Annotated in this window: 15 protein-coding genes, 2 tRNA genes and 3 rRNA genes; 16 read left to right on the top strand and 4 right to left on the bottom strand. The window is 44.3% G+C overall.

Annotated features, from left to right (window positions below):
- Positions 1-22: 22 nt before the first annotated feature.
- The 3 genes from R3O62_RS00935 to R3O62_RS00925 form a co-directional block, all read right to left on the bottom strand.
- Entirely contained in the window at positions 23-3,463 is a 3,441-nt protein-coding gene (locus R3O62_RS00935; RefSeq protein ID WP_250746871.1) for a TonB-dependent receptor, read from the bottom strand.
- Between the two features lie 184 nt (positions 3,464-3,647).
- The gene (locus R3O62_RS00930; RefSeq protein ID WP_032531340.1) at positions 3,648-4,616 is read right to left on the bottom strand and encodes a FecR family protein; all 969 of its coding nucleotides are present in this window, start codon (positions 4,614-4,616) and stop codon (positions 3,648-3,650) included.
- Positions 4,617-4,689: 73 nt separating this feature from the next.
- Positions 4,690-5,256 carry an RNA polymerase sigma-70 factor gene (locus tag R3O62_RS00925; protein ID WP_005782513.1) on the bottom strand — a complete coding sequence of 189 codons (567 nt, stop codon included), beginning with the start codon at positions 5,254-5,256 and terminating at the stop codon, positions 4,690-4,692.
- Positions 5,257-6,856: 1,600 nt separating this feature from the next.
- On the opposite strand from R3O62_RS00925, the gene R3O62_RS00920 reads away from it, so the two are divergent.
- From R3O62_RS00920 to rrf, 5 genes are all read left to right on the top strand, one after another.
- Positions 6,857-8,385, top strand: a 16S ribosomal RNA gene (locus R3O62_RS00920).
- Between the two features lie 156 nt (positions 8,386-8,541).
- Positions 8,542-8,618: transfer RNA gene (locus R3O62_RS00915), tRNA-Ile, on the top strand.
- Positions 8,619-8,644: 26 nt separating this feature from the next.
- Positions 8,645-8,721 (top strand) — tRNA-Ala (locus tag R3O62_RS00910).
- A 149-nt stretch (positions 8,722-8,870) separates the two neighbouring features.
- A 23S ribosomal RNA gene (locus tag R3O62_RS00905) occupies positions 8,871-11,758 on the top strand.
- A gap of 89 nt (positions 11,759-11,847) precedes the next feature.
- A 5S ribosomal RNA gene (rrf, locus tag R3O62_RS00900) occupies positions 11,848-11,958 on the top strand.
- Together the 16S, 23S and 5S rRNA genes with 2 tRNA genes alongside form the textbook arrangement of a ribosomal RNA operon.
- Positions 11,959-12,235: 277 nt before the next feature.
- Here rrf and R3O62_RS00895 read toward each other — a convergent pair.
- Positions 12,236-13,108 carry an NAD kinase gene (locus R3O62_RS00895; protein ID WP_005781629.1) on the bottom strand — a complete coding sequence of 291 codons (873 nt, stop codon included), beginning with the start codon at positions 13,106-13,108 and terminating at the stop codon, positions 12,236-12,238.
- Between the two features lie 132 nt (positions 13,109-13,240).
- Here R3O62_RS00895 and R3O62_RS00890 point away from each other — a divergent pair, with 132 nt between their 5' ends.
- From R3O62_RS00890 to R3O62_RS00840, 11 genes are all read left to right on the top strand, one after another.
- Positions 13,241-13,954, top strand: a complete 714-nt coding sequence (locus tag R3O62_RS00890) for a pyridoxine 5'-phosphate synthase (protein WP_005781628.1) — start codon at positions 13,241-13,243, stop codon at positions 13,952-13,954.
- Positions 13,954-14,676 carry a MotA/TolQ/ExbB proton channel family protein gene (locus R3O62_RS00885; RefSeq protein WP_005781627.1) on the top strand — a complete coding sequence of 241 codons (723 nt, stop codon included), beginning with the start codon at positions 13,954-13,956 and terminating at the stop codon, positions 14,674-14,676. Before R3O62_RS00890 ends, R3O62_RS00885 begins: the two co-directional genes overlap by 1 nt.
- A gap of 70 nt (positions 14,677-14,746) precedes the next feature.
- Positions 14,747-15,169, top strand: a complete 423-nt coding sequence (locus R3O62_RS00880) for an ExbD/TolR family protein (RefSeq protein WP_005808668.1) — start codon at positions 14,747-14,749, stop codon at positions 15,167-15,169.
- The gene (locus tag R3O62_RS00875) at positions 15,166-16,008 is read left to right on the top strand and encodes a cell envelope integrity protein TolA (RefSeq protein ID WP_005808666.1); all 843 of its coding nucleotides are present in this window, start codon (positions 15,166-15,168) and stop codon (positions 16,006-16,008) included. The genes R3O62_RS00880 and R3O62_RS00875 overlap by 4 nt, the downstream gene beginning before the upstream one ends.
- 69 nt (positions 16,009-16,077) lie before the next feature.
- Positions 16,078-16,629, top strand: coding sequence for a DJ-1 family glyoxalase III (locus R3O62_RS00870; protein WP_005808664.1), 552 nt, complete (start codon positions 16,078-16,080; stop codon positions 16,627-16,629).
- A 4-nt stretch (positions 16,630-16,633) separates the two neighbouring features.
- A complete protein-coding gene (locus R3O62_RS00865) occupies positions 16,634-17,296 on the top strand; it encodes a 2-C-methyl-D-erythritol 4-phosphate cytidylyltransferase (RefSeq protein ID WP_032531416.1) in 663 nt (220 codons plus the stop codon).
- Complete coding sequence (gene recG, locus R3O62_RS00860; RefSeq protein WP_122143640.1) at positions 17,296-19,392, top strand: ATP-dependent DNA helicase RecG; 2,097 nt, start codon at positions 17,296-17,298, stop codon at positions 19,390-19,392. The genes R3O62_RS00865 and recG overlap by 1 nt, the downstream gene beginning before the upstream one ends.
- 218 nt (positions 19,393-19,610) lie before the next feature.
- Positions 19,611-20,075: a nucleoside-diphosphate kinase gene (gene ndk, locus R3O62_RS00855; RefSeq protein WP_005781616.1), complete on the top strand. Its 465-nt coding sequence runs from the start codon at positions 19,611-19,613 to the stop codon at positions 20,073-20,075.
- 23 nt (positions 20,076-20,098) lie between these two features.
- Positions 20,099-20,980, top strand: coding sequence for a M23 family metallopeptidase (locus tag R3O62_RS00850; protein WP_005781615.1), 882 nt, complete (start codon positions 20,099-20,101; stop codon positions 20,978-20,980).
- A gap of 104 nt (positions 20,981-21,084) precedes the next feature.
- Positions 21,085-21,627, top strand: a complete 543-nt coding sequence (locus tag R3O62_RS00845; protein ID WP_005781613.1) for a DUF1599 domain-containing protein — start codon at positions 21,085-21,087, stop codon at positions 21,625-21,627.
- Complete coding sequence (locus R3O62_RS00840) at positions 21,617-22,960, top strand: BT_3928 family protein (protein WP_022011063.1); 1,344 nt, start codon at positions 21,617-21,619, stop codon at positions 22,958-22,960. The genes R3O62_RS00845 and R3O62_RS00840 overlap by 11 nt, the downstream gene beginning before the upstream one ends.
- Positions 22,961-22,997: the final 37 nt, after the last annotated feature.

Raw genomic sequence — 22,997 nt, 5'->3', positions numbered from 1 at the left:
AATCACGTTTCAATTTTTAAGTTTAGAATGTAATGTTAGCACCAAACACAAAGGTTTTCATTTGAGGATAAGCACTTCCGTCAGTAGAGCGCAACTCAGGATCGAAATATTTTATTTGCGACCAGGTCAGCAGGTTAGAACCGCTGAAGTAAAGACGCAATCCTTGAATTTCGGATACCTTGGACAGTAGCAGTTTCTTGAAGTCGTAACCTATTTCTACATTCTTCAGGCGGAGGTATGAACCATTACGCATCCAGAAGGAAGAAAACAACTGGTTATTGGCGTTGCCTCCGTAATACAGGCGTGGAAATTCCGCTTTCGGATTCTCTGGTGTCCAGGTGTTACCGATGTGATGTTCAAGCAAAGCTCCTCCGCGTCCCTCTATGTATGGGAAGGCCAGGTAACCATTGTAGTAAAAGTCTGCCAACGCTGCCCCCTGGAAGAAGAAGGTTACATCAAAACCTTTCCATTCGGCATTCAGGTTTAGTCCGTATACCAATTCCGGATAATTGCTGCGTCCGATAGCTATTTTATCTTCTGCGTCGATGATGCCATCTCCGTTTTGGTCTTTGTATTTAATGTCGCCTGCCTTGGCTTTGCCGAATTGCGGTTGAGGCCAGTTATTGGCTTCCTCGTCAGATTGGAACAGTCCCAGTGCTTCGTAACCGAAGTACTGACTCATGGAGTGTCCGGTACTGCGCTGTCTCGGGTTGTTTTTCTCTCCGGCAGGTTCCAGCAGGTCAATCACTTTGTTTCTGGCCCAGGTCAGGTTACCTGCAACGGAATAATTGAAATCGCGCAGATGATTGCGATGCGTAATGTTCAGGTCGATACCTCTGTTGTCTACTTTACCTACATTGGCAGCCGGTAATTTATATCCCAGGATAGCCGGCATATCTGTACGTTCACGCAGGATGTCGTTTGTCTTTTTATAGAACCAATCCGCTTCCAGATTGAGTTTTCCGTTGAAGAACGAGGCATCTATACCGATATTGAACATTTCAGAAGTTTCCCATGTAATGTTAGGATTCGGGAAACGGGTCTCAGTATATCCCGGAGCGATTTCCGGATTCTGACCGCCGAATACGGCATCGCCGCCTGTACCATAAGCAGACATATATTGGAACTGTCCGATGTTGTCTGTGCCGGCACGTCCCCATGAAGTTCTTAGTTTCAGATTGCTAAGCACTTCCGAGAAGGGTTCCATAAAAGGTTCTGCCGATATACGCCAGGCAGCCGATACAGAAGGGAAGAAGCCATAACGTTTGTTTTTCGGGAATTTTTCCGAACCATCGAGGCGTCCGTTCGCTTCCAGCATATATTTCTCTTTATAGTTGTAGGTCAGACGGAATACCGAACCGATCTTACCGGTTTCGGAAGCACTGCCGCTATTATCCTTGTCTTTGTCTGGTCCGGCAAACAGTTGCTGGATGGAATAAATACGATATTTGGTACGTGAGGCCCAGAAGTTTTCGTCGGCTCCTTCCGAACGTGAGAATACAAATAATGCTCCCAATTGATGATCCTGCGCAATGGTTTTATTATAGGCTGCTTGGAACTCAAACGTCATGGCCTGACTTGTAGAGTACGTTTGTTTCAGTTCCGCACCTTCGCGGTTCGGTGAGTGTCCGTCATATTCTCCTGTAATTTTGTTCCACACATAGAAGTCTACCGGAGTGGTCCATCTCTTGATGCTGTTGAATATTTTGTCATAGGAGAAAATACCCTTCAGATTCAGGCCTTCGAGTCCCGGGACATTGAAATCCAACATGAAGCGTGTGTTTAATACACTTTTACGATCTTTGACCCAACCTCCTTCGGTAGCCAGGCCGATAGGATTGACACCCAGTGACACTTTACCTAAGTTGCCGTCCGGAAAGCGTCCCGGATCTGTCTGCGGGTTACGGTGCATATTATTGAATACATCGGAAGTACTACCGGCAATACTGTTTCTGTCTTCCTGGCGATAGGCCATATCTGCCGATAGATTCAGGTATTTGTCCACAATGTTGGCGTCTATATTCACACGTGCGTTATATCGGTTGAAACCGGAGGTCGATTCATTGGTACGTGTGTCACCATAGAGGGCATCCTGTTTCACATAGCCGAATCCTGCAAAATATTTCACCTTATCAGAACCGCCGCTTGCCGTCAGGCTGTGCATCTGTTGCCAGGCGCGAGGGAGCAATACCTCTTTGTTCCAGTCCGTGTTAGGATAACCGTAGGGGTCGGAACCATCTCTGAACTTCTGTAACTCCTCTTCATTATAAATGCCATACATACCCGGGTCTTCGCCCAAATCCATTTCTTTGTTGCGCCAAGCCTCATTCATGAAGCGTGCATGATCATAAGAACTGGCAATCTCAGGCATACGGGTGGGGGTACCGAAACCTACTTTGAAGTTATAGTCTACTTGTGCTTTGCCACTTTTACCACGCTTTGTAGTGATAAGGATTACACCGTTTGCTCCGCGTGCACCGTAAGGGGCTACGGCAGAGGCGTCCTTTAATACCGTCATGCTCTCGATTTCACTGGGGTCGAGTTGAGCCATACTGCGTCCGATGATACCATCCACTACAATCAAGGGAGAAGAGGAGGTAGGTGAGCTGGAACCACGGATAATGATGGTCGGGTCATCGTATCCGGCTTCACCGCCGGTTTGCTGGATCAACACCCCGCTGACACGTCCTCCGAGTGAGGAGGCCAGATTGGCAGTAGGTACATTCTTGAGCGAAGATACCTTTAGCGTAGAGGCTGAAGCAGTCACAGTCTGTTTTTTCTGTGAGCCATAGCCTACTACCACTACTTCGTCCAGGGTTTTAGTGTCTTCTTTCATTTGGATATTGAAAGACGATTTGCCATTCACCGGTATTTCCTGAGTCAGGTAGCCGATGTATGAAATCACTAATACTGATTTCTCTGGCACTTCCAGCGTGAAGTTTCCTTCAATGTTTGTAATATCTCCTGTTCCCGGTTGCCCTTTCAGCGAAATGTTGGCTCCGATAATCGGGTCACCGATCTGATCGATCACCACACCTTTGATTTTGATTCTGCGCTCTTGCTGGGTGATTGTCGTTTCGGACGCTTTTTCTTTGTCTACATACAGAGAAATGTAGTTATTGGAGAACTTATACGTCAGTTTTTTGTTTCTGAGTGCCGTTTTCAGGATTTCCGTTACAGTGGCATGGGTGTTTTTTACCTCGACTTCCTGTGAAAGGTCAATTTCGGCATCACGATACATGAACAGATAATTAGTCTGTTTCTCGATTTCACGCATTAACTCACCGAAAGTCAGACTACTCTTGGAGAGAGTTACACGAGCCTCCTGCGATTTTACGTTACCAGCCTGGAGCTGAAAGAGAAAAACGAATATAAAGAACACGGACAGTTTCATAATTCGTATAATATGTGTTAATTCAAGTTGTTGATGGACATACCATTGCTGCAACAAGTTTTTTTTCATAACTTTGTCGTACGTTTAAAGATTAATACTATAGGTCTATTTCGAGATGGATAAAAGATAGTATTGACTCTTTCGGGGGTGAGTGTTGGTAGCGCTCACCCTTTTTTGTCACACTATCCATTGTTGGGGTGAAAAATATCTAAGTCATAGTGCTGATTTGTTTTTAAAGGTTAGACATTGGTATTTAATAAATCTCATAATGCTCGTCATCTGTTTTTTTGAATTTGAAGTGGTATACTCCTTGCAGGGCTATCAGGATATTGTCCACATCCTCGCTTTGCCGGATTTTACCGGAGATTCGTTCATCCAGCTTCACATCTCCGGTGAATTTGAACTGTACGTTGTACCACAGGGTCAGGTAATTCAGAATCTCTCCGAAGGGTTTTGAACGGAAACTAAAGATGCCGCTTTTCAGGTATTCTTCATTATCGAAGTTAGAGGTCGACACTACCATGCGGTTGTTTACCAACGATACTTTCTCGTGAGGATTGAGGTATACCTTCTCGTTCCTGTTGGTTTTGTTATAGACCAACACACGGCCTTCTACGAGGCAGGTCTCAAACTTATTCTCTTTTCCGGCATAAGCGAATACGTTGAATCGGGTACCCAATACTTGTATGTTGAACCGTTGCGTTTTTACGATAAAAGGTTTTTTGGCATTTTTGGTCACCTCAAAATACCCTTCGCCATTTAGCTCTACCGTACGGCTCTTCCGGTTGAATGCATTGGGGATTTTGATTTTACTCTGAGGGCTTAGCCATACGGAAGTACCGTCCGGAAGAGTCATGTTGACTCGCTGCCCTTTAGGGACATTGATTTCTGTATATAAGTCTTTTTGTCCGATCTGTGCATATCTGTTGCTAATAAACCAGGTAGTGGTGACCAGCAGACAGATTGCGGCTGCATACTTTAAAAGCCCGATACGGAAGCGGCGTATAGAACGTCGTTTCAGTCGTTTGTCGAATTCAGCTATACCTGTTGCGGTCTTTTCCCGGTCTCCTTCCTGTGATGTTAGTCCGGAGATGGCCCATACAGCTTTCATGCGTGCAAATTCTTTTTTAGCTTCCGGATTATTCCGGAGTCTATTCAAAAATTCCGCTTTTTCGGCGGCTGACATGGCACCTGTGAAGTATTTTTTTAGTTCATCATTCATGGTTCCTTGAGTGGTTTTACAGTAAAGACAATCGGGGATGCATTTACCACCAAAGGAAATATAAAAAAATCTTCTAAATAATAAAAACAAGTAAGGGAAGATAGTCTTTAAGTTCTGATCTGAGTTTACGCAATGCGATAGATATTTGATTTTCAACAGTATTGACGGATATGTTCAGACGCTCGGCTATCTCTTTATATTTTAATCCTTCTATCCGGCTGAGGAGAAAAATTTCTCTGCAACGTTCAGGTAACTTTTGCATTGTCTGGCTTAATAGATTTTCTACTTCCGGAATGGAGGAGACAGCTTCGTCGAACTGTTCCAAAGCATATAGGTTCAGTTGATATTCCAACTCTTCGTCTGCTTTCAGTGAACAGGTTTTAGCCTGAATATACGACTGGTGTTTCAGAAAGTTTAAACATCTGTTTTTGATCAGTGTGAAAAGAAAGGCATCCAGATGTTCTATGTCTTTCAGTAGGTCCAGATGTTCCCACAGATAAAGAAAGGTATCCTGCACTATGTTTTCTGCATCCTCTTCTGCAATGACATAGGTTTGTGAGAAGCGGAGCATTCTTACATAATATATAGAATATATGTCTGAAAAGCTTTTCTGTGTTTCCAGTAGATGATTAGGCTGCATTCTTTTTAGCGGACTTATTTCTTTTGTCTATAGTATAAGATATGTTTAGATTGCAAATCTAACTAAATAGTTTGCAATGTAGGAGAGTAGTTTTAATTTTTATTTTGCTTATTGTGAAGCATCTTTCTTTAATATGTTTTTTCGGAAAATGCTCTTTTTTATTGGAATACGGTTGAATAGGGGTAAAATCGTGGACAGTGCCTTTTCTGTCCTCTCATCCGTGAAAGGTATTTCTATCTTCCATCTTCCACCTTTTCCAATCTTTTGGTCTGATTATCATTTAGTTGATACGGTGGAAGATCGCGTTTTTAGGTCATTTATCTTCCACCTTCATCTTCCATCTTCCACCCTCTGCCATCGCTTGAAAAACTTTCCTAATTCACTCGTATTCAGAAGTATACTTTCTGTTTCTTGTCAGTTTTTCCCTTAAAAAGCATTTTCATATCCCCGCTTGTTTGCTTGAAAATGTTCTGCTTTTTTCCGGAAGTCCTTTGTTATTTGCCGCTTGGGATATTCTTTGTCCCCCGTCCGCCCCATTCCCTGTCCGCTATTCCCTTTCTTCCGCCTTTCCTTTCACCGGCGCTTTCCCTCAAGCATGGTCTGTCCGAAGAATGCGTTGCCTTGACGCTAACTCCCAATGTGGACCCCCGTAACCTCGAATGCGGGTTCCATTTACCAACCGGGGTAAACGCTTTTACATGCCGAGGTAAATGGCTTTACATGCTGAGGTAAATGCTTTTACATGCCCGGGTAAATGGCTTTACATCAAGAATAAAATTCAGGTAAATATACTCTTCTGATTATCAATGATATTTAACTGCTGACCCAGCTACACATTTATCCTGGTGCCTCCTGAGAATCCCTTTCCCATATCCCCCGGAGAAATTTGAAACCGCCTGGCGGTTCGTTCCCAACACAGAGATTCCCCTCCCTCCCCAATGAATCCCCCCCTCCTTGTTTTCCAAGTATTCCCCCTCTATATATTATAATAATGTGTCTCCCTTGGCCCTCCCTTTTCCCTTCTTTTTAAAGTATGCTCTAAAACCTACCTCTCCCTCAGTCCTTTACATCTAAATTTATATTTTTATTCAAAAAAACTTCCTTATATATTTGCCTTGTATTGGTAAATCGCGTATTTTTGCACCCGCTTTCCAAGAGAGGGAGAGCCGATTGAAATTGACATGTTGCAAGTGCGTATTGATTGCCTTAACGAACAACAAAAATAATCTCCTTTTTCTTTGGAGTTTAATATTAAAATTCGTTATCTTTGCAGTCCGATTCGCGATAAAAGGCGTTTATTCCGGTGCCTTTTCCTTTCGCTAAGAGAGCCAGAGAACAGACCGGGAAAAACATTTAAAAAAAACTTCCAAAACATTTGGTGTTTTAAAATAAACCTTTTACCTTTGCACCCGCTTTTGAAACGAAGCACAATCGAAAAGAAGAGTTCTTTGAAAAATTGATAAACAATACAAGTAGTACAAGTAAATTTAGAACCGTCAATACTTATTATATAGGTATATGAAAAAATGACCGTCAATAAATTTTCGACATCCTGAACAGAGCTAATATTATCCCTTACGGGATATATAACAATACTTTTACAATGAAGAGTTTGATCCTGGCTCAGGATGAACGCTAGCTACAGGCTTAACACATGCAAGTCGAGGGGCATCAGGAAGAAAGCTTGCTTTCTTTGCTGGCGACCGGCGCACGGGTGAGTAACACGTATCCAACCTGCCCTTTACTCGGGGATAGCCTTTCGAAAGAAAGATTAATACCCGATGGGATAATGATTCCGCATGGTTTCATTATTAAAGGATTCCGGTAAAGGATGGGGATGCGTTCCATTAGGTTGTTGGTGAGGTAACGGCTCACCAAGCCTTCGATGGATAGGGGTTCTGAGAGGAAGGTCCCCCACATTGGAACTGAGACACGGTCCAAACTCCTACGGGAGGCAGCAGTGAGGAATATTGGTCAATGGGCGTGAGCCTGAACCAGCCAAGTAGCGTGAAGGATGACTGCCCTATGGGTTGTAAACTTCTTTTATATTAGAATAAAGTGCAGTATGTATACTGTTTTGTATGTATAATATGAATAAGGATCGGCTAACTCCGTGCCAGCAGCCGCGGTAATACGGAGGATCCGAGCGTTATCCGGATTTATTGGGTTTAAAGGGAGCGTAGGTGGACTGGTAAGTCAGTTGTGAAAGTTTGCGGCTCAACCGTAAAATTGCAGTTGATACTGTCAGTCTTGAGTACAGTAGAGGTGGGCGGAATTCGTGGTGTAGCGGTGAAATGCTTAGATATCACGAAGAACTCCGATTGCGAAGGCAGCTCACTGGACTGCAACTGACACTGATGCTCGAAAGTGTGGGTATCAAACAGGATTAGATACCCTGGTAGTCCACACAGTAAACGATGAATACTCGCTGTTTGCGATATACAGTAAGCGGCCAAGCGAAAGCATTAAGTATTCCACCTGGGGAGTACGCCGGCAACGGTGAAACTCAAAGGAATTGACGGGGGCCCGCACAAGCGGAGGAACATGTGGTTTAATTCGATGATACGCGAGGAACCTTACCCGGGCTTAAATTGCAGTGGAATGATGTGGAAACATGTCAGTGAGCAATCACCGCTGTGAAGGTGCTGCATGGTTGTCGTCAGCTCGTGCCGTGAGGTGTCGGCTTAAGTGCCATAACGAGCGCAACCCTTATCTTTAGTTACTAACAGGTCATGCTGAGGACTCTGGAGAGACTGCCGTCGTAAGATGTGAGGAAGGTGGGGATGACGTCAAATCAGCACGGCCCTTACGTCCGGGGCTACACACGTGTTACAATGGGGGGTACAGAAGGCAGCTACCTGGTGACAGGATGCTAATCCCAAAAGCCTCTCTCAGTTCGGATCGAAGTCTGCAACCCGACTTCGTGAAGCTGGATTCGCTAGTAATCGCGCATCAGCCACGGCGCGGTGAATACGTTCCCGGGCCTTGTACACACCGCCCGTCAAGCCATGGGAGCCGGGGGTACCTGAAGTACGTAACCGCAAGGAGCGTCCTAGGGTAAAACTGGTGACTGGGGCTAAGTCGTAACAAGGTAGCCGTACCGGAAGGTGCGGCTGGAACACCTCCTTTCTGGAGCGATGTTGAAAACGACGTTCATTGGTTCTAAAATTGTACTACTGGTACTTGTTTATTTATAGAATATAGATCGACCATCTATAGCAATATAGATAGAGATAAACAAGAGAAAAACAGAAGCCGAGTCTAAAAACAGGACACGGTTGAACTAGTCCTATAGCTCAGTTGGTTAGAGCGCTACACTGATAATGTAGAGGTCGGCAGTTCAACTCTGCCTGGGACTACCAAGACGAGATTGATATCTTGTATGATTGGGGGATTAGCTCAGCTGGCTAGAGCATCTGCCTTGCACGCAGAGGGTCAACGGTTCGAATCCGTTATTCTCCACCATTGATACGCTGGCAACGCAAGTTGCTGAATGTTATCATACGATCTTTGACATGATGTACAAAAAAAGTAAATTTAGTAAGAGCTAAAAGTATATATCGAACCATTTGGTTCAGATCCTTTTTAAGAAAAGGAGATGAACCTGGCGATAAAAGAAAGTAAATAAGGGCGCATGGCGGATGCCTTGGCTCTCGGAGGCGATGAAGGACGTGATAAGCTGCGATAAGCTTCGGGTAGGTGCAAATAACCTTTGATCCGAAGATTTCCGAATGGGACAACCCGGCATTCTGAAGGAATGTCATCCAACCAAGTTGGAGGCTAACGCAGGGAACTGAAACATCTTAGTACCTGCAGGAAAAGAAAATAAATAATGATTCCCCTAGTAGTGGCGAGCGAACGGGGAATAGCCCAAACCACCCGTGTTACGGCATGTGTGGGGTTGTAGGACCACGCTCTCGCAAGAAAGTTATTGAGAAGAAGCGACTGGAAAGTCGCGCCATAGACGGTGATAGCCCGGTATTCTAAGGTAACTGAAGCGTAGTGGTATCCTGAGTAGCGCGGAGCACGAGGAATTCTGCGTGAACCAGCCGGGACCATCCGGTAAGGCTAAATACTCCCGAGAGACCGATAGCGAACCAGTACTGTGAAGGAAAGGTGAAAAGCACTTCGAATAGAAGAGTGAAATAGTCCCTGAAACCATGCGCCTACAAGCGGTCGGAGCAGCTTATGCTGTGACGGCGTGCCTTTTGCATAATGAACCTACGAGTTACTTTTTCCGGCAAGGTTAAGCATCTTGAGATGTGGATCCGAAGCGAAAGCGAGTCTGAACAGGGCGGATAGTCGGAAGGAGTAGACGCGAAACCAAGTGATCTACCCTTGGGCAGGTTGAAGGTTAGGTAACACTAACTGGAGGACCGAACCGATAAGCGTTGAAAAGCTTCCGGATGACCTGAGGGTGGGGGTGAAAGGCTAATCAAACTTGGAGATAGCTCGTACTCCCCGAAATGCATTTAGGTGCAGCCTTGAGAATTACTAATGTGAGGTAGAGCGACTGATAAGATGCGAGGGCTTCACCGCCTATCAAGTCTTGATAAACTCCGAATGCGCATTAGTTCGATCTCAGGAGTGAGGGCATGGGTGCTAAGGTCCATGTCCTAAAGGAGAAGAATCCAGACCATCAGCTAAGGTCCCCAAATAAACACTAAGTTGAACTAACGAAGTCAGATTGCTAAGACAGCTAGGATGTTGGCTTGGAAGCAGCCATTCATTTAAAGAGTGCGTAACAGCTCACTAGTCGAGGAGTTTGGCGTGGATAATAATCGGGCATTAAGTGTTTTACCGAAGCTATGGGATACGTAAGTATCGGTAGGGGAGCATTCCACTCTGCGTTGAAGGCGAAGTGTGAGCTTTACTGGAGCGTGTGGAAAAGCAAATGTAGGTATAAGTAACGATAAAGGGGGTGAGAAACCCCCTCGCCGCAAGACTAAGGTTTCCTGATCAACGCTAATCGGATCAGGGTTAGTCGGGTCCTAAGGCTCAGCCGAACGGTGATGCCGATGGCAGAACAGGTTAATATTCCTGTACTAGCATTAAGAGTGACGTGGAGACGGAGGAGTGACAACGCCGCGGACTGACGGAATAGTCCGTTAAAGGGTGTAGATGTTGATTATCCCAGGCAAATCCGGGATAAGAGTCGAACCTGATAGTATACCAATTTCCTCGGAAAACGGTAATAGTGCGTGTAAACATACTCCCAAGAAAATCCGCTAAACTTAATCTTAATGGTACCCGTACCGCAAACGGACACACGTAGTCGGGTTGAATATACTCAGGCGCTTGAGTGAATCACGGTTAAGGAACTAGGCAAATTGACCCTGTAACTTCGGGATAAAGGGTCCCTACCCGGTGACGGGAGGGCGCAGAGAATAGGTCCAGGCAACTGTTTAACAAAAACACAGGGCTGTGCAAAATTGAAAGATCACGTATACAGCCTGACACCTGCCCGGTGCTGGAAGGTTAAGAGGAGATGTCATCGCAAGAGAAGCATTGAATTGAAGCCCCAGTAAACGGCGGCCGTAACTATAACGGTCCTAAGGTAGCGAAATTCCTTGTCGGGTAAGTTCCGACCTGCACGAATGGTGTAATGATCTGGACACTGTCTCAACCGTGAGCTCAGTGAAATTGTAGTATCGGTGAAGATGCCGATTACCCGCGATGGGACGAAAAGACCCCGTGAACCTTTACTATAGCTTAACATTGAATTTGGGTAATTGATGTGTAGGATAGGCCGGAGACTTTGAAGCAGGTACGCCAGTATTTGTGGAGTCGCTGTTGAAATACGGCCCTTTGATTATTTGAGTTCTAACTCGCTGTTGCGAGGACACTGTTTGGTGGGTAGTTTGACTGGGGTGGTCGCCTCCAAAAGTGTAACGGAGGCTTCTAAAGGTGCCCTCACGCCGATTGGTAACCGGCGGCAGAGTGTAATGGCATAAGGGCGCTTGACTGGGAGACTTACAAGTCGATCAGGTAGGAAACTAGAGCATAGTGATCCGGTGTTTCCGTATGGAAGGGACATCGCTCAAAGGATAAAAGGTACTCCGGGGATAACAGGCTGATCCCTCCCAAGAGCTCATATCGACGGAGGGGTTTGGCACCTCGATGTCGGCTCGTCACATCCTGGGGCTGGAGAAGGTCCCAAGGGTTGGGCTGTTCGCCCATTAAAGTGGCACGCGAGCTGGGTTCAGAACGTCGTGAGACAGTTCGGTCTCTATCTATCGTGGGCGCATGAAATTTGCGTGGCTCTGACACTAGTACGAGAGGACCGTGTTGGACTGACCTCTGGTTTACCGGTTGTGCCGCCAGGTGCATTGCCGGGTATCTAAGTCGGGATTGGATAAGTGCTGAAAGCATCTAAGTACGAAGCCAGCCACAAGATTAGATTTCTTTTAGGGTCGTTGTAGACTACAACGTTGATAGGACGCAGGTGTACAGGTGGTAACATCACAGCCGAGCGTTACTAATTGCCCGATGACTTTCTTTTATTGTCTTTTATGGTTTATATATCCGTTTAGCTTTACTATCGGTTTGATAGACGGCTAAGTTTACTTTTGTACATTATGTCTGCCTTATTCAGGTGACTATAGCATCAGGGTTCCACCTCTTCCCATTCCGAACAGAGAAGTTAAGCCTGATCACGCCGATGGTACTGCGTAACAGTGGGAGAGTAGGTAGTCGCCGTTTTTTTCAGAGAGTTCATCCCCTCGGGTCAGAAGACACGAGGGGATGACTTGTTTATAGACGTAGGAAAAGAAGGAGGGAGGATAACAACCGAACTGATGCACTCGTTTATAAATAAAGAACTTTACTCTTCCGGATAAACAACATCCCCTGTCAATCATTTTATCAGCTTTATTCGGAATGTTTCTGGTTAAAAGAAGCTGTGTGGGACAGAACCCTAATGGCGAAAGTCAAGGAGGCTATGAGAAAAGCCTCCCTGTTATTAGTGATAAATGAAATATTATACTCTGCTGTCAGCTCCCCACATCATTTTAGTGCGAAGAGTGTCGAAAAAGATGTGATTAAAGCGTTTTACTACTTTAATGCTATAGTCAGCTCTCCGGATTGTGAGGCGGGTTGTTTCCTTACAGGTTTCGCTACTGCCGTCAATTGCAACCAGGAAATTGTGGCTACGACTTTCTACATCTAAAGTGATTTCCCAGTCATCACAGATCACTATAGGCCTTACGTTTAAACTGTGTGGAGCAACCGGAGTAATTGCGATGGTTTTGGAATGGGGAACAATGATAGGACCACCTACGCTTAACGAATATGCAGTGGAACCTGTTGGAGTGGCGATAATGAGCCCGTCAGCTTGGTAAGTCGTGAGATGTGCTCCGTTAATAGCAGTACGGATACTGATCATGGATGAACTGTCCCGTTTTAATACGGCTATTTCATTGAGCGCATAAGGTGAATCTTGCAAATGTTTGTCGTCACAAAGCAATTGGAGTACACTCCGTTCTTCAACTGTATAATGGTTCTGGTAGATTTCTTCAATCGTTTCCTCCATTTCTTCCGGGGATACATCTGCTAAGAATCCTAATCGTCCGGTATTGATACCCAAAATAGGGATTCCTTTGTTACCTACCCGTCGTGCCGCTTTTAGAAAAGTACCATCTCCGCCGATACTGATCACCATGTCTGCATCAAAATAGTCTTCATCGAACAAATTATCCGCCTTGACGTTCAGTTTTAAGTCGGATTTCAGGAAACGATGAAATTCTCTGCATACACAGATTTCTGCTCCATGTTTTTCGAGCAAATTGAACAAAGTAGCAGCATGTGAAGACTTCTTGGCTTGGTATGTATTTCCGAAAATGGCAAATTTCATGTTGATAAAAGTTTCTAGTGTGTCGCAAATTTGGGATTTTTTTTCGGTATTGCTGTTATCTTATCGCTAATATTTGTACTTTTGCGCAAAACATATGGGTAAAAGGTCCGTATTATATTAAGACATAGAACTATGACTAAATTAAGTGTGAACATAAACAAAGTGGCTACCCTTCGGAATGCCCGTGGGGGAAATGTTCCGAACGTGGTTAAGGTGGCGTTGGATTGTGAGAGTTTCGGTGCTGACGGCATAACGGTTCACCCACGTCCGGATGAACGTCATATCCGTCGTTCGGATGTGTATGATTTGCGTCCGTTGCTTCGGACTGAATTTAATATTGAAGGATATCCTTCTCCGGAGTTTATCGATTTGGTGTTGAAGGTGAAACCTCATCAGGTGACTTTAGTGCCGGACGATCCTTCTCAGATAACTTCTAATTCAGGATGGGATACAAAGGCTAATTTTGATTTTCTGACGGAAGTCTTGGACGAGTTTAACGGAGCAGGTATCCGTACATCTGTATTTGTGGCAGCCGATGCGGAAATGATTGAGTATGCGGCAAAAGCAGGTGCCGACCGTGTAGAGCTATATACCGAACCTTATGCTACTGCTTATCCGAAAGATCCGGCAGCGGCTGTTGCTCCTTTTGTTGAAGCTGCTAAAGTGGCCCGCCGGTTGGGAATTGGTCTGAACGCCGGTCACGACTTGAGTTTATTGAATCTGAATTACTTTTATAAAAACATACCCTGGCTGGACGAGGTCTCTATCGGTCATGCTTTAATAAGTGATGCGCTGTATCTGGGATTGGAACGTACCATTCAGGAATATAAAAACTGTCTTCGCTAATGAATGCAATGCTACTATTAGCCCAAGTGGCTACCAACCTGGCTGATTCCGTTGCATCGGCCAACCCTGTACTGACTCCTGTATCTGCTCCGGCTGAAATGAATATGCTTGATATGGCTATTAAGGGTGGATGGATTATGATTGTTTTGGGAGTACTGTCTGTAGTTTGTTTCTACATCCTGTTTGAACGTAACTATGTGATCCGAAAAGCCGGTAAGGAAGATCCGATGTTTATGGAGAAGATCAAAGACTATATCCATAGTGGTGAGATTAAGTCGGCTATTAATTATTGCCGAACGATGAATACCCCTTCCGCCCGTATGATCGAAAAAGGGATTAGCCGTCTGGGACGTCCGGTGAATGACGTACAGGTTGCTATTGAGAATGTGGGAAATATTGAGGTGGCTAAGTTGGAAAAAGGCCTGACTGTGATGGCTACTATTTCAGGTGGTGCTCCGATGCTCGGTTTCCTGGGTACAGTAACCGGTATGGTGCGGGCTTTTTATGAAATGGCAAATGCCGGAAGCGGTAATATTGATATCACACTGCTTTCAGGAGGTATTTATGAAGCTATGATTACTACCGTAGGTGGTCTGATTGTCGGTATTATTGCTATGTTTGCTTACAACTATCTGGTGATGCTGGTAGACAGAGTGGTCAATAAGATGGAGTCCAGAACCATGGAGTTTATGGACCTGCTTAATGAACCTGCACAGAAATAAGGTGCTGAGATAAAATAGAGTGCGTAGCCAATTGGCACATTGACATATTGGCATATTGAAGAATTATTTTATGGCATTAAAGCGTCGAGCAAAAATATCACCCAACTTTAGTATGGCATCTATGACGGACGTCATATTCCTGTTGCTTATCTTTTTTATGATAACTTCAACTGTTGTGTCGCCCAATGCGATTAAAGTGTTATTGCCACAAGGCAAACAGCAAACTTCGGCTAAACCGTTGACAAGAGTTATCATTGATAAGGACCTGAACTATTATGCAGCGTTCGGTAATGAAAAAGAGCATGCTTTAGGCTTGGAGGAATTGACTCCATTCCTGCAAAGCTGTGCGGATAAAGAACCTGAGATGTATGTTGCTCTCTATGCGGATGAAACTGTACCTTACCGTGAGATCGTTAAGGTGCTGAATATCGCGAATGAGAATCATTTTAAAATGGTGCTGGCTACCCGCCCGCCGGAAACAAGGAAGAAATGAACATAAAAAGAAAGAGTGAATATATAGGGGCGTTGGGTGCATTGTTGGTGCATGTGGCTATTATTGCTCTTTTGATTCTGGTAAGTTTTGCTGTTCCACGTCCGGACGAAGAAGCCGGCGGTGTACCGGTGATGATGGGAGATGTGGATGCGGCTTATGGAAATTATGATCCCTCCACTATGGTGGACGTGGAAGTAATGCCTGAAGAAGTGCCGGCTCCGCAACCCGTACCCGAAGTGGAAGCCGAACAGGAAATGATTACGCAGACCGAAGAAGAAACGGTTGCTATAAAACCCAAGGTCGAGCCTAAGAAGGAGAAGCCGAAAGTAGAGAAGAAGCCTGAAAAAACAGCCGAAGAAAAGGCTGCCGAAGCTAAAAAACTTGCTGAAGAAAGGGCAGAGCGTGAGCGCAAGGCCGCTGCAGAAGCTGCCAGTAAACGAGTAGCCGGTGCCTTTGGTAAAGGCTCGCAGATGGGGGGAAGCAAAGGTAGTGCTACTTCGGGTGAAGGAGTAGAAGGAAGTAAAGATGGCAATTCGTCGACCGGAGCAAAGTCCGGAGTCGGGGGATATGGAACATTTAATCTTGGCGGACGTTCTATAGGAGAGGGAGGTTTGCCCCGTCCCGTATACAACGTTCAGGAAGAAGGGCGAGTAGTTGTTTCTATTACCGTGAATCCAGCTGGTCATGTGATTGCTACCAGTATCAACCGATTGACTAACACGGTAAATTCGACTTTGCGTAAAGCTGCTGAAGATGCGGCTAAAAAAGCACGTTTTAATGCCGTAAACGGAGTAAACAACCAGACTGGAACGATTACTTATTATTTTAATTTGAAATAATTAATGCTTAAAGTACCGTGTTTTTAGAAAGGTGGGCTTTGAGTTTATAACATCTAAATGATATAGATTATGGGAACAGTTTATGCATTTTTCGCAGACGGATTTGAAGAAATTGAAGCGCTTACTACAATTGATACATTGAGACGCGCTGGTTTAGATGTAGAAATTGTATCTGTTACGCCAGACGAGATTGTAGTCGGTGCGCATGATGTATCTGTGCTTTGCGATAAGAATTTTGAGAATTGTGATTTCTTTGATGCTGAGTTGCTGTTTTTGCCGGGAGGAATGCCGGGTGCTGCCACTCTGGACAAACATGAAGGGTTGCGTAAGTTAATTCTTAGCTTTGCGGAGAAAAACAAGCCTATTGCCGCTATTTGTGCCGCCCCGATGGTACTTGGAAAACTGGGACTTCTGAGAGGTCGCAGAGTAACCTGTTATCCCAGTTTCGAACAGTACCTGGAAGGTGCGGAGTGTACTAACGAGCCGGTTGTCAGAGATGGTAACATCATTACCGGTATGGGACCGGGTGCTGCGATGGAATTTGCATTGACTATTGTAGATACATTGTTAGGCAAGGAAAAAGTAAACGAGCTGGTAGAGGCCATGTGCGTAAGACGTTAAGCCTATGTATCGGACTGCTTTGATTGTAGCCGGGGGGAAGGGACTCCGCATGGGAAGTGAACTTCCCAAACAGTTTCTTCCCATTGGCGGAAAGCCTGTATTGATGCATACGTTGGAAGCTTTTCATCGATTCGATAAGAGAATGCAGCTTATTCTCGTATTGCCCCGGGAACAGCAGGGGTTTTGGCGGGAACTGTGTGAAACGCATGGATTTAACATCAGGCATGAAATTGCCGATGGAGGTGAAACCCGTTTCCACTCGGTTAAAAACGGATTGGCTTTGATAAACGGTATCAGTGGTATGGTGGGGGTGCATGACGGTGTTCGTCCTTTCGTATCGCAGGAAGTGATTGCCCGTTGTTTCCGGGAAGCTGCTGTGCGAAAAGCCGTAATTCCTGTCATCGATGTTGTAGAAACCGTGCGCCATCTCACAGGATCAGGCAGTGAGACTGTAAACCGTAATGATTATAAACTGGTTCAAACTCCCCAGGTATTCGATGCCGATTTACTGAGAAGAGCTTATGAACAAGAGTTTACTCCCTTTTTTACTGATGATGCCTCCGTGGTAGAGGCTATGGGAGTTCCTGTCCATCTGGTGGAGGGAAACCGTGAAAATATAAAAATAACTACTCCATTTGATTTGAAAGTAGCTTCAGCCTTGTTGTAATGTTCGATTTAGCTACACGAGACATAAAGTACTTATCCGGTGTTGGTCCGCAAAAAGCTGCGGTTCTGAATAAAGAGTTGGAGATTTATTCATTGCATGATCTGCTCTATTATTTTCCTTATAAATATGTAGACCGGAGTCGCATCTATTACATTCATGAAATAGATGGTAATATGCCGTATATACAGTTGAAGGGAAAGATACTTGGCTTTGAAACTTTTGGTGAAGGGCGGCAGAGAAGATTATTAGCACATTTCTCGGATGGCACAGGAGTCGTTGACCTCGTGTGGTTTCAGGGTATAAAGTATGTCACAGGTAAGTATAAACTTCACGAAGAATATATTATCTTTGGTAAGCCGACCGTGTTTAACGGAAGAATTAACGTAGCCCATCCCGATATAGATAATCCCGCTGATTTGAAATTGTCATCAATGGGACTCCAACCTTATTATAATACAACGGAGAAGATGAAACGTAGCTTTCTCAACTCCCATGCCATTGAAAAGATGATGGCAACCATTATCGGACAGATTCAGGAGCCTTTGCCCGAGACACTTTCACCTAAACTAATTGCCGACCATCATCTGATGCCTTTGACGGAAGCTTTACGGAATATTCATTTTCCTTCTAATCCGGAACTGTTGAGGAAGGCGCAATATCGTCTTAAGTTTGAAGAGCTCTTTTATGTACAGCTCAATATTCTGAGATATGCCAAAGACCGGCAACGTAAATACCGCGGTTATGTTTTTGAAACAGTCGGTAAAATCTTCAATACATTTTATTCTAAGAATCTTCCTTTCGAACTGACCGGGGCTCAAAAGCGAGTTTTGAGAGAAATCCGGCAGGACGTCGGTTGCGGAAAGCAAATGAATCGTCTGTTGCAGGGGGATGTGGGAAGTGGGAAAACACTGGTGGCCTTGATGAGTATGCTGATTGCCCTTGATAATGGTTTTCAGGCTTGTATGATGGCGCCTACTGAGATTTTGGCTAACCAACATTACGATACAATCAAAGAGTTGTTGTTTGGAATGGATGTGCGGGTGGAACTCCTGACAGGTTCGGTGAAAGGAAAGAAACGGGAAGCTATCCTTGCGGGACTCCTGACCGGAGATGTACATATATTGATCGGTACCCACGCCGTTATTGAAGATACTGTAAATTTTGCTTCTTTAGGATTGGCCGTAATTGACGAACAACACCGCTTTGGTGTGGCACAGCGTGCCAGACTGTGGAGCAAGAGTATTCAGCCGCCCCATGTATTGGTTATGACTGCTACTCCGATTCCACGTACGCTGGCAATGACACTTTATGGTGATTTGGATGTCTCTGTCATAGATGAATTGCCTCCCGGACGTAAGCCGATCTCTACTATTCACCAGTTTGATAACCGGAGAGAAAGTTTATATCGTTCGGTACGTAAACAAATTGAAGAAGGGCGCCAGATTTATATTGTATATCCCTTGATTAAGGAGAGTGAAAAGATTGATTTGAAAAATCTTGAAGAAGGGTATTTGCATATTTGTGAGGAGTTTCCCGACTGTAAGGTTTGTAAAGTGCATGGCAAAATGAAACCTGCCGAGAAAGATGCGCAGATGCAACTTTTTATTTCGGGTGAAGCGCAGATTATGGTAGCTACTACAGTGATTGAAGTAGGAGTGAATGTGCCTAACGCTTCGGTGATGATTATCGAAAATGCCGAACGCTTCGGACTTTCACAGTTACATCAGTTGCGTGGCCGGGTAGGGCGTGGAGCCGACCAATCATATTGCATTCTGGTCACTACCTATAAGCTGACTGAAGAGACCCGGAAACGTCTGGAAATAATGGTACGCACCAATGACGGATTTGAAATAGCTGAAGCCGATCTTAAACTCCGGGGACCAGGTGACTTGGAAGGTACACAGCAAAGTGGTATTGCTTTCGACTTAAAGATTGCGGATATTGCCCGTGACGGTCAACTCTTGCAATACGTGCGTAATATCGCAGAAGAAATAACGGATGCCGATCCGGGCGGCGTGTTGCCGGAGAATGAAATTCTATGGCGGCAGCTGAAAGCATTGCGCAAGACGAATGTTAACTGGGCTGCCATTAGCTGAAAAACGGTTAAACATGTAGCTTTTTTACATAAACATGTTGCATAACATATTTCTCTTTATTTCCTCTGTTTATGGAGGTTTAGAGAAATATTTCTTTAATTCTGCTATTTATCCTTATAAAAAATAGTTAAGAGGATACCTGCCGTTTCGCTTAGAAATGCTATCTTTGGGGGAATTTTAAAATAAATGAGCACTTTAACCTTTTGAAACTGTACGTTATGATGGAAAAAACATTGGTCATTCTGAAACCTTGTACTCTTCAGCGAGGACTGGTTGGCGAGATTACTCGTCGTTTTGAGCGTAAAGGATTGCGTTTGGCAGGAATGAAAATGATGCAGTTGACAGATGAAGTGTTAAGTGAGCATTATTCACACCTTAGTTCGAAACCATTCTTTCAGCGAGTGAAAGATTCTATGATGACGGCTCCCGTTATCGTTTGTTGTTTTGAAGGTGTGGATGCTATTCAAGCCGTTCGTGCATTGGCAGGACCAACTAACGGACGTCTGGCAGCCCCGGGGACCATTCGCGGAGATTATAGTATGAGCTTTCAAGAGAACATTGTTCATACCTCTGATTCGCCGGAAACCGCAGTTGTCGAATTAAACAGATTCTTTAAACCGGAAGAAATATTCGATTACAAACAGGCTACTTTTGACTACCTGTATGCAAATGACGAATATTGATTGAATTGAATTAAACAAGACGAATGAATTTCAATTGCATTAAAACAGTAATGATTGCCGCTGCGGCTATGATCAGCCTGAACTCTTTTTCTCAGGATTTGATTGCCCGTCAGGCACCGATTGACAGAAAATTAAAAAGTGTAGATTCATTAGCATTGCAGAAACAGATTCGCGCAGAACAGTCTGAATATCCTGCACTGAGTCTGTATCCTAATTGGAACAACCAGTACGTACATGCTTACGGAAAGGATGCTATAATTCCCGATTCTTATACAATCGATCTCACGGGTTTCCATATGCCTACTCCCAGTACCCGTATCACTTCTCCCTTCGGACCACGTTGGAGAAGAATGCATAATGGACTTGACATCAAAGTGAACATTGGAGATACCATTGTAGCTGCTTTCGACGGAAAGGTGCGTATTGTGAAGTATGAACGTAGAGGTTATGGTAAATATGTCGTTATTCGTCACGACAATGGACTGGAAACCGTATACGGTCACTTATCCAAACAGCTTGTAGAAGAGAACCAATTGGTAAAAGCCGGTGAACCTATTGCCTTGGGAGGAAATACCGGACGTTCAACGGGATCTCACTTACATTTTGAGACCCGTTTCCTGGGTATTGCCATCAATCCTGCATTAATGTTCGACTTCCCGAAACAGGATATCGTTGCCGATACATATACATTCAGAAAAACAAGAGGTTACGAACGTAACAAAGCCGGTTCACATGATACTAATATAGCATCGGACGGCGAAATCAGATATTACAAGGTTAAGAAAGGCGACAGTTTGTCCAGAATCGCTAAACTGCGCGGTGTTTCAGTTAGCACACTTTGCAAGTTGAATCGTATTACCACGAAGACAACACTTCGTCCGGGTCAAGTATTGCGCTGTTCATAATAGTTATATTACATAGGCGGAAGAGGGCACTTTAATATTATTTAGAGTGCCCTCTTTTCATTTTTCTTTAATTATTGTTACCTTTGCACACTATTTGTAAGGAAATGAAAGATACCAGGCAACAATTTGAACATGTCATAGCATTATGCCGTGACCTATTCTCTAAGAAACTGCATGATTACGGTCCTGCATGGCGTATTCTGCGTCCTGCTTCCGTAACAGATCAGATATTTATCAAAGCCAACCGTATTCGTAGTATTGAAGTAAAAGGGGTGACTCTTGTCGACGAAGGAATCCGTTCCGAGTTTATTGCTATTGTCAACTATGGTATTATCGGGTTGATACAATTGGAACTCGGATATGCAGAGTCGGCTGATATAACAGTAGATGAAGCATTGGCTTTATACGATAAGCATGCAAAGGAAGCATTGGAATTGATGCTTGCCAAGAATCATGATTATGATGAGGCATGGCGCAGTATGCGCGTTAGCTCGTATACTGATTTGATACTGATGAAGATTTATCGTACCAAGCAGATAGAGAGCCTTGCCGGTCAGACATTGGTATCAGAAGGCATTGACGCTAATTACATGGATATGATTAACTATTCTGTTTTCGGATTGATTAAGATAGAATTTGAAGGATAAGGAGCTACATATTATTCAGAAAGTATGGACCAATCTGTGCCGCTTCGTGCTGGCAGGGGTGTTCATCTTTTCAGGATTCGTGAAAGCAGTCGATCCGTTGGGATCGGAATATAAGATACAAGATTATCTGGATGCTTTCGGGATGGGAACGTGGTTTCCGGCCTTTTTCCCTTTGTTGGCGGGTATTGTTTTGTCAGCTGTCGAGTTTTCGGTAGGTGTGTTTCTGTTTTTTGGTATCCGGAAAACAACCGCTACCTGGTTGGCTTTGTTGCTGATGATCTGTATGACTCCTCTTACTCTGTATTTGGCATTGGCTAATCCGGTATCCGATTGTGGTTGTTTCGGTGACGCCTGGGTATTGACAAACTGGCAAACATTTTGGAAGAATGTTATTCTGCTGATTGCAGCAATTTCCGTTTTCCGGTGGAAGCATCAGATGATCCGTTTTATCAGTGCTAAGATGGAATGGCTCGTATCTCTATATACTTTCCTGTTTGTGTTTGCGCTTTCGTTCTATTGTCTGGGCAACTTGCCGATACTGGATTTTCGTCCTTATAAGATAGGGAAGAATATTCCGGAAAACATGAGTATCCCGGCAGGGGCAAAGCCGACGGTTTACGAGAGTGTTTTCGTGTTGGAGAAGAATGGTGAAAAGAAAGAGTTCTCGTTGGAAAATTATCCCGATAGTACCTGGAAATTTATTGAAGCGCGGACCATTGTGAAAGAGAAAGGTTATGAGCCTTCTATCCATGATTTCTCAATGACTAATCTTGAAACAGGTGAAGATATTACAGATAAAGTACTGGCAGATAAAAACTATACATTCTTATTGGTAGCCCATCGGATTGAAGAGGCAGATGACAGTAACATCGATCTGATAAATGAGATTTATGATTATGCGGTAGAGCATGGTTATGGCTTTTACTGCCTGACCTCTTCGCTGGATTATCAGATAGAACAATGGAAAGATAAAACCGGAGCGGAATATCCGTTCTGCCTGATGGATGATATTACGTTGAAAACGATGATACGTTCCAATCCGGGACTGATGCTGATTAAAGAAGGTACCATTTTAAATAAATGGAGTGATAGTGAATTGCCTGATGAATATGCCCTGACTGACAAACTGGAAAACCTTGAACTGGGAAAACAGAAACAAGAGAGCGATGTGCATACGATCGGTTATGTACTCCTTTGGTTTGCTATCCCTTTATTGATGGTTTTGGGAGTTGATATTCTGGTTGTGAAGCGTCTTGAAAAGAAACGTAAAAAGGCTGCAGACAAAGCTGCCGGAAATTCACAAGTCTCTTCTGAAACGCAGAAGAATGAATAATTGAATCGTAAATTTATTAACCCTTTTAATAAAAAAC

The sequence above is a fragment of the Bacteroides hominis genome (genome assembly GCF_033042785.2).
Classification (GTDB): Bacteria; Bacteroidota; Bacteroidia; order Bacteroidales; family Bacteroidaceae; genus Bacteroides; species Bacteroides hominis.
This window is presented reverse-complemented; position numbering and strand designations above follow the sequence as displayed.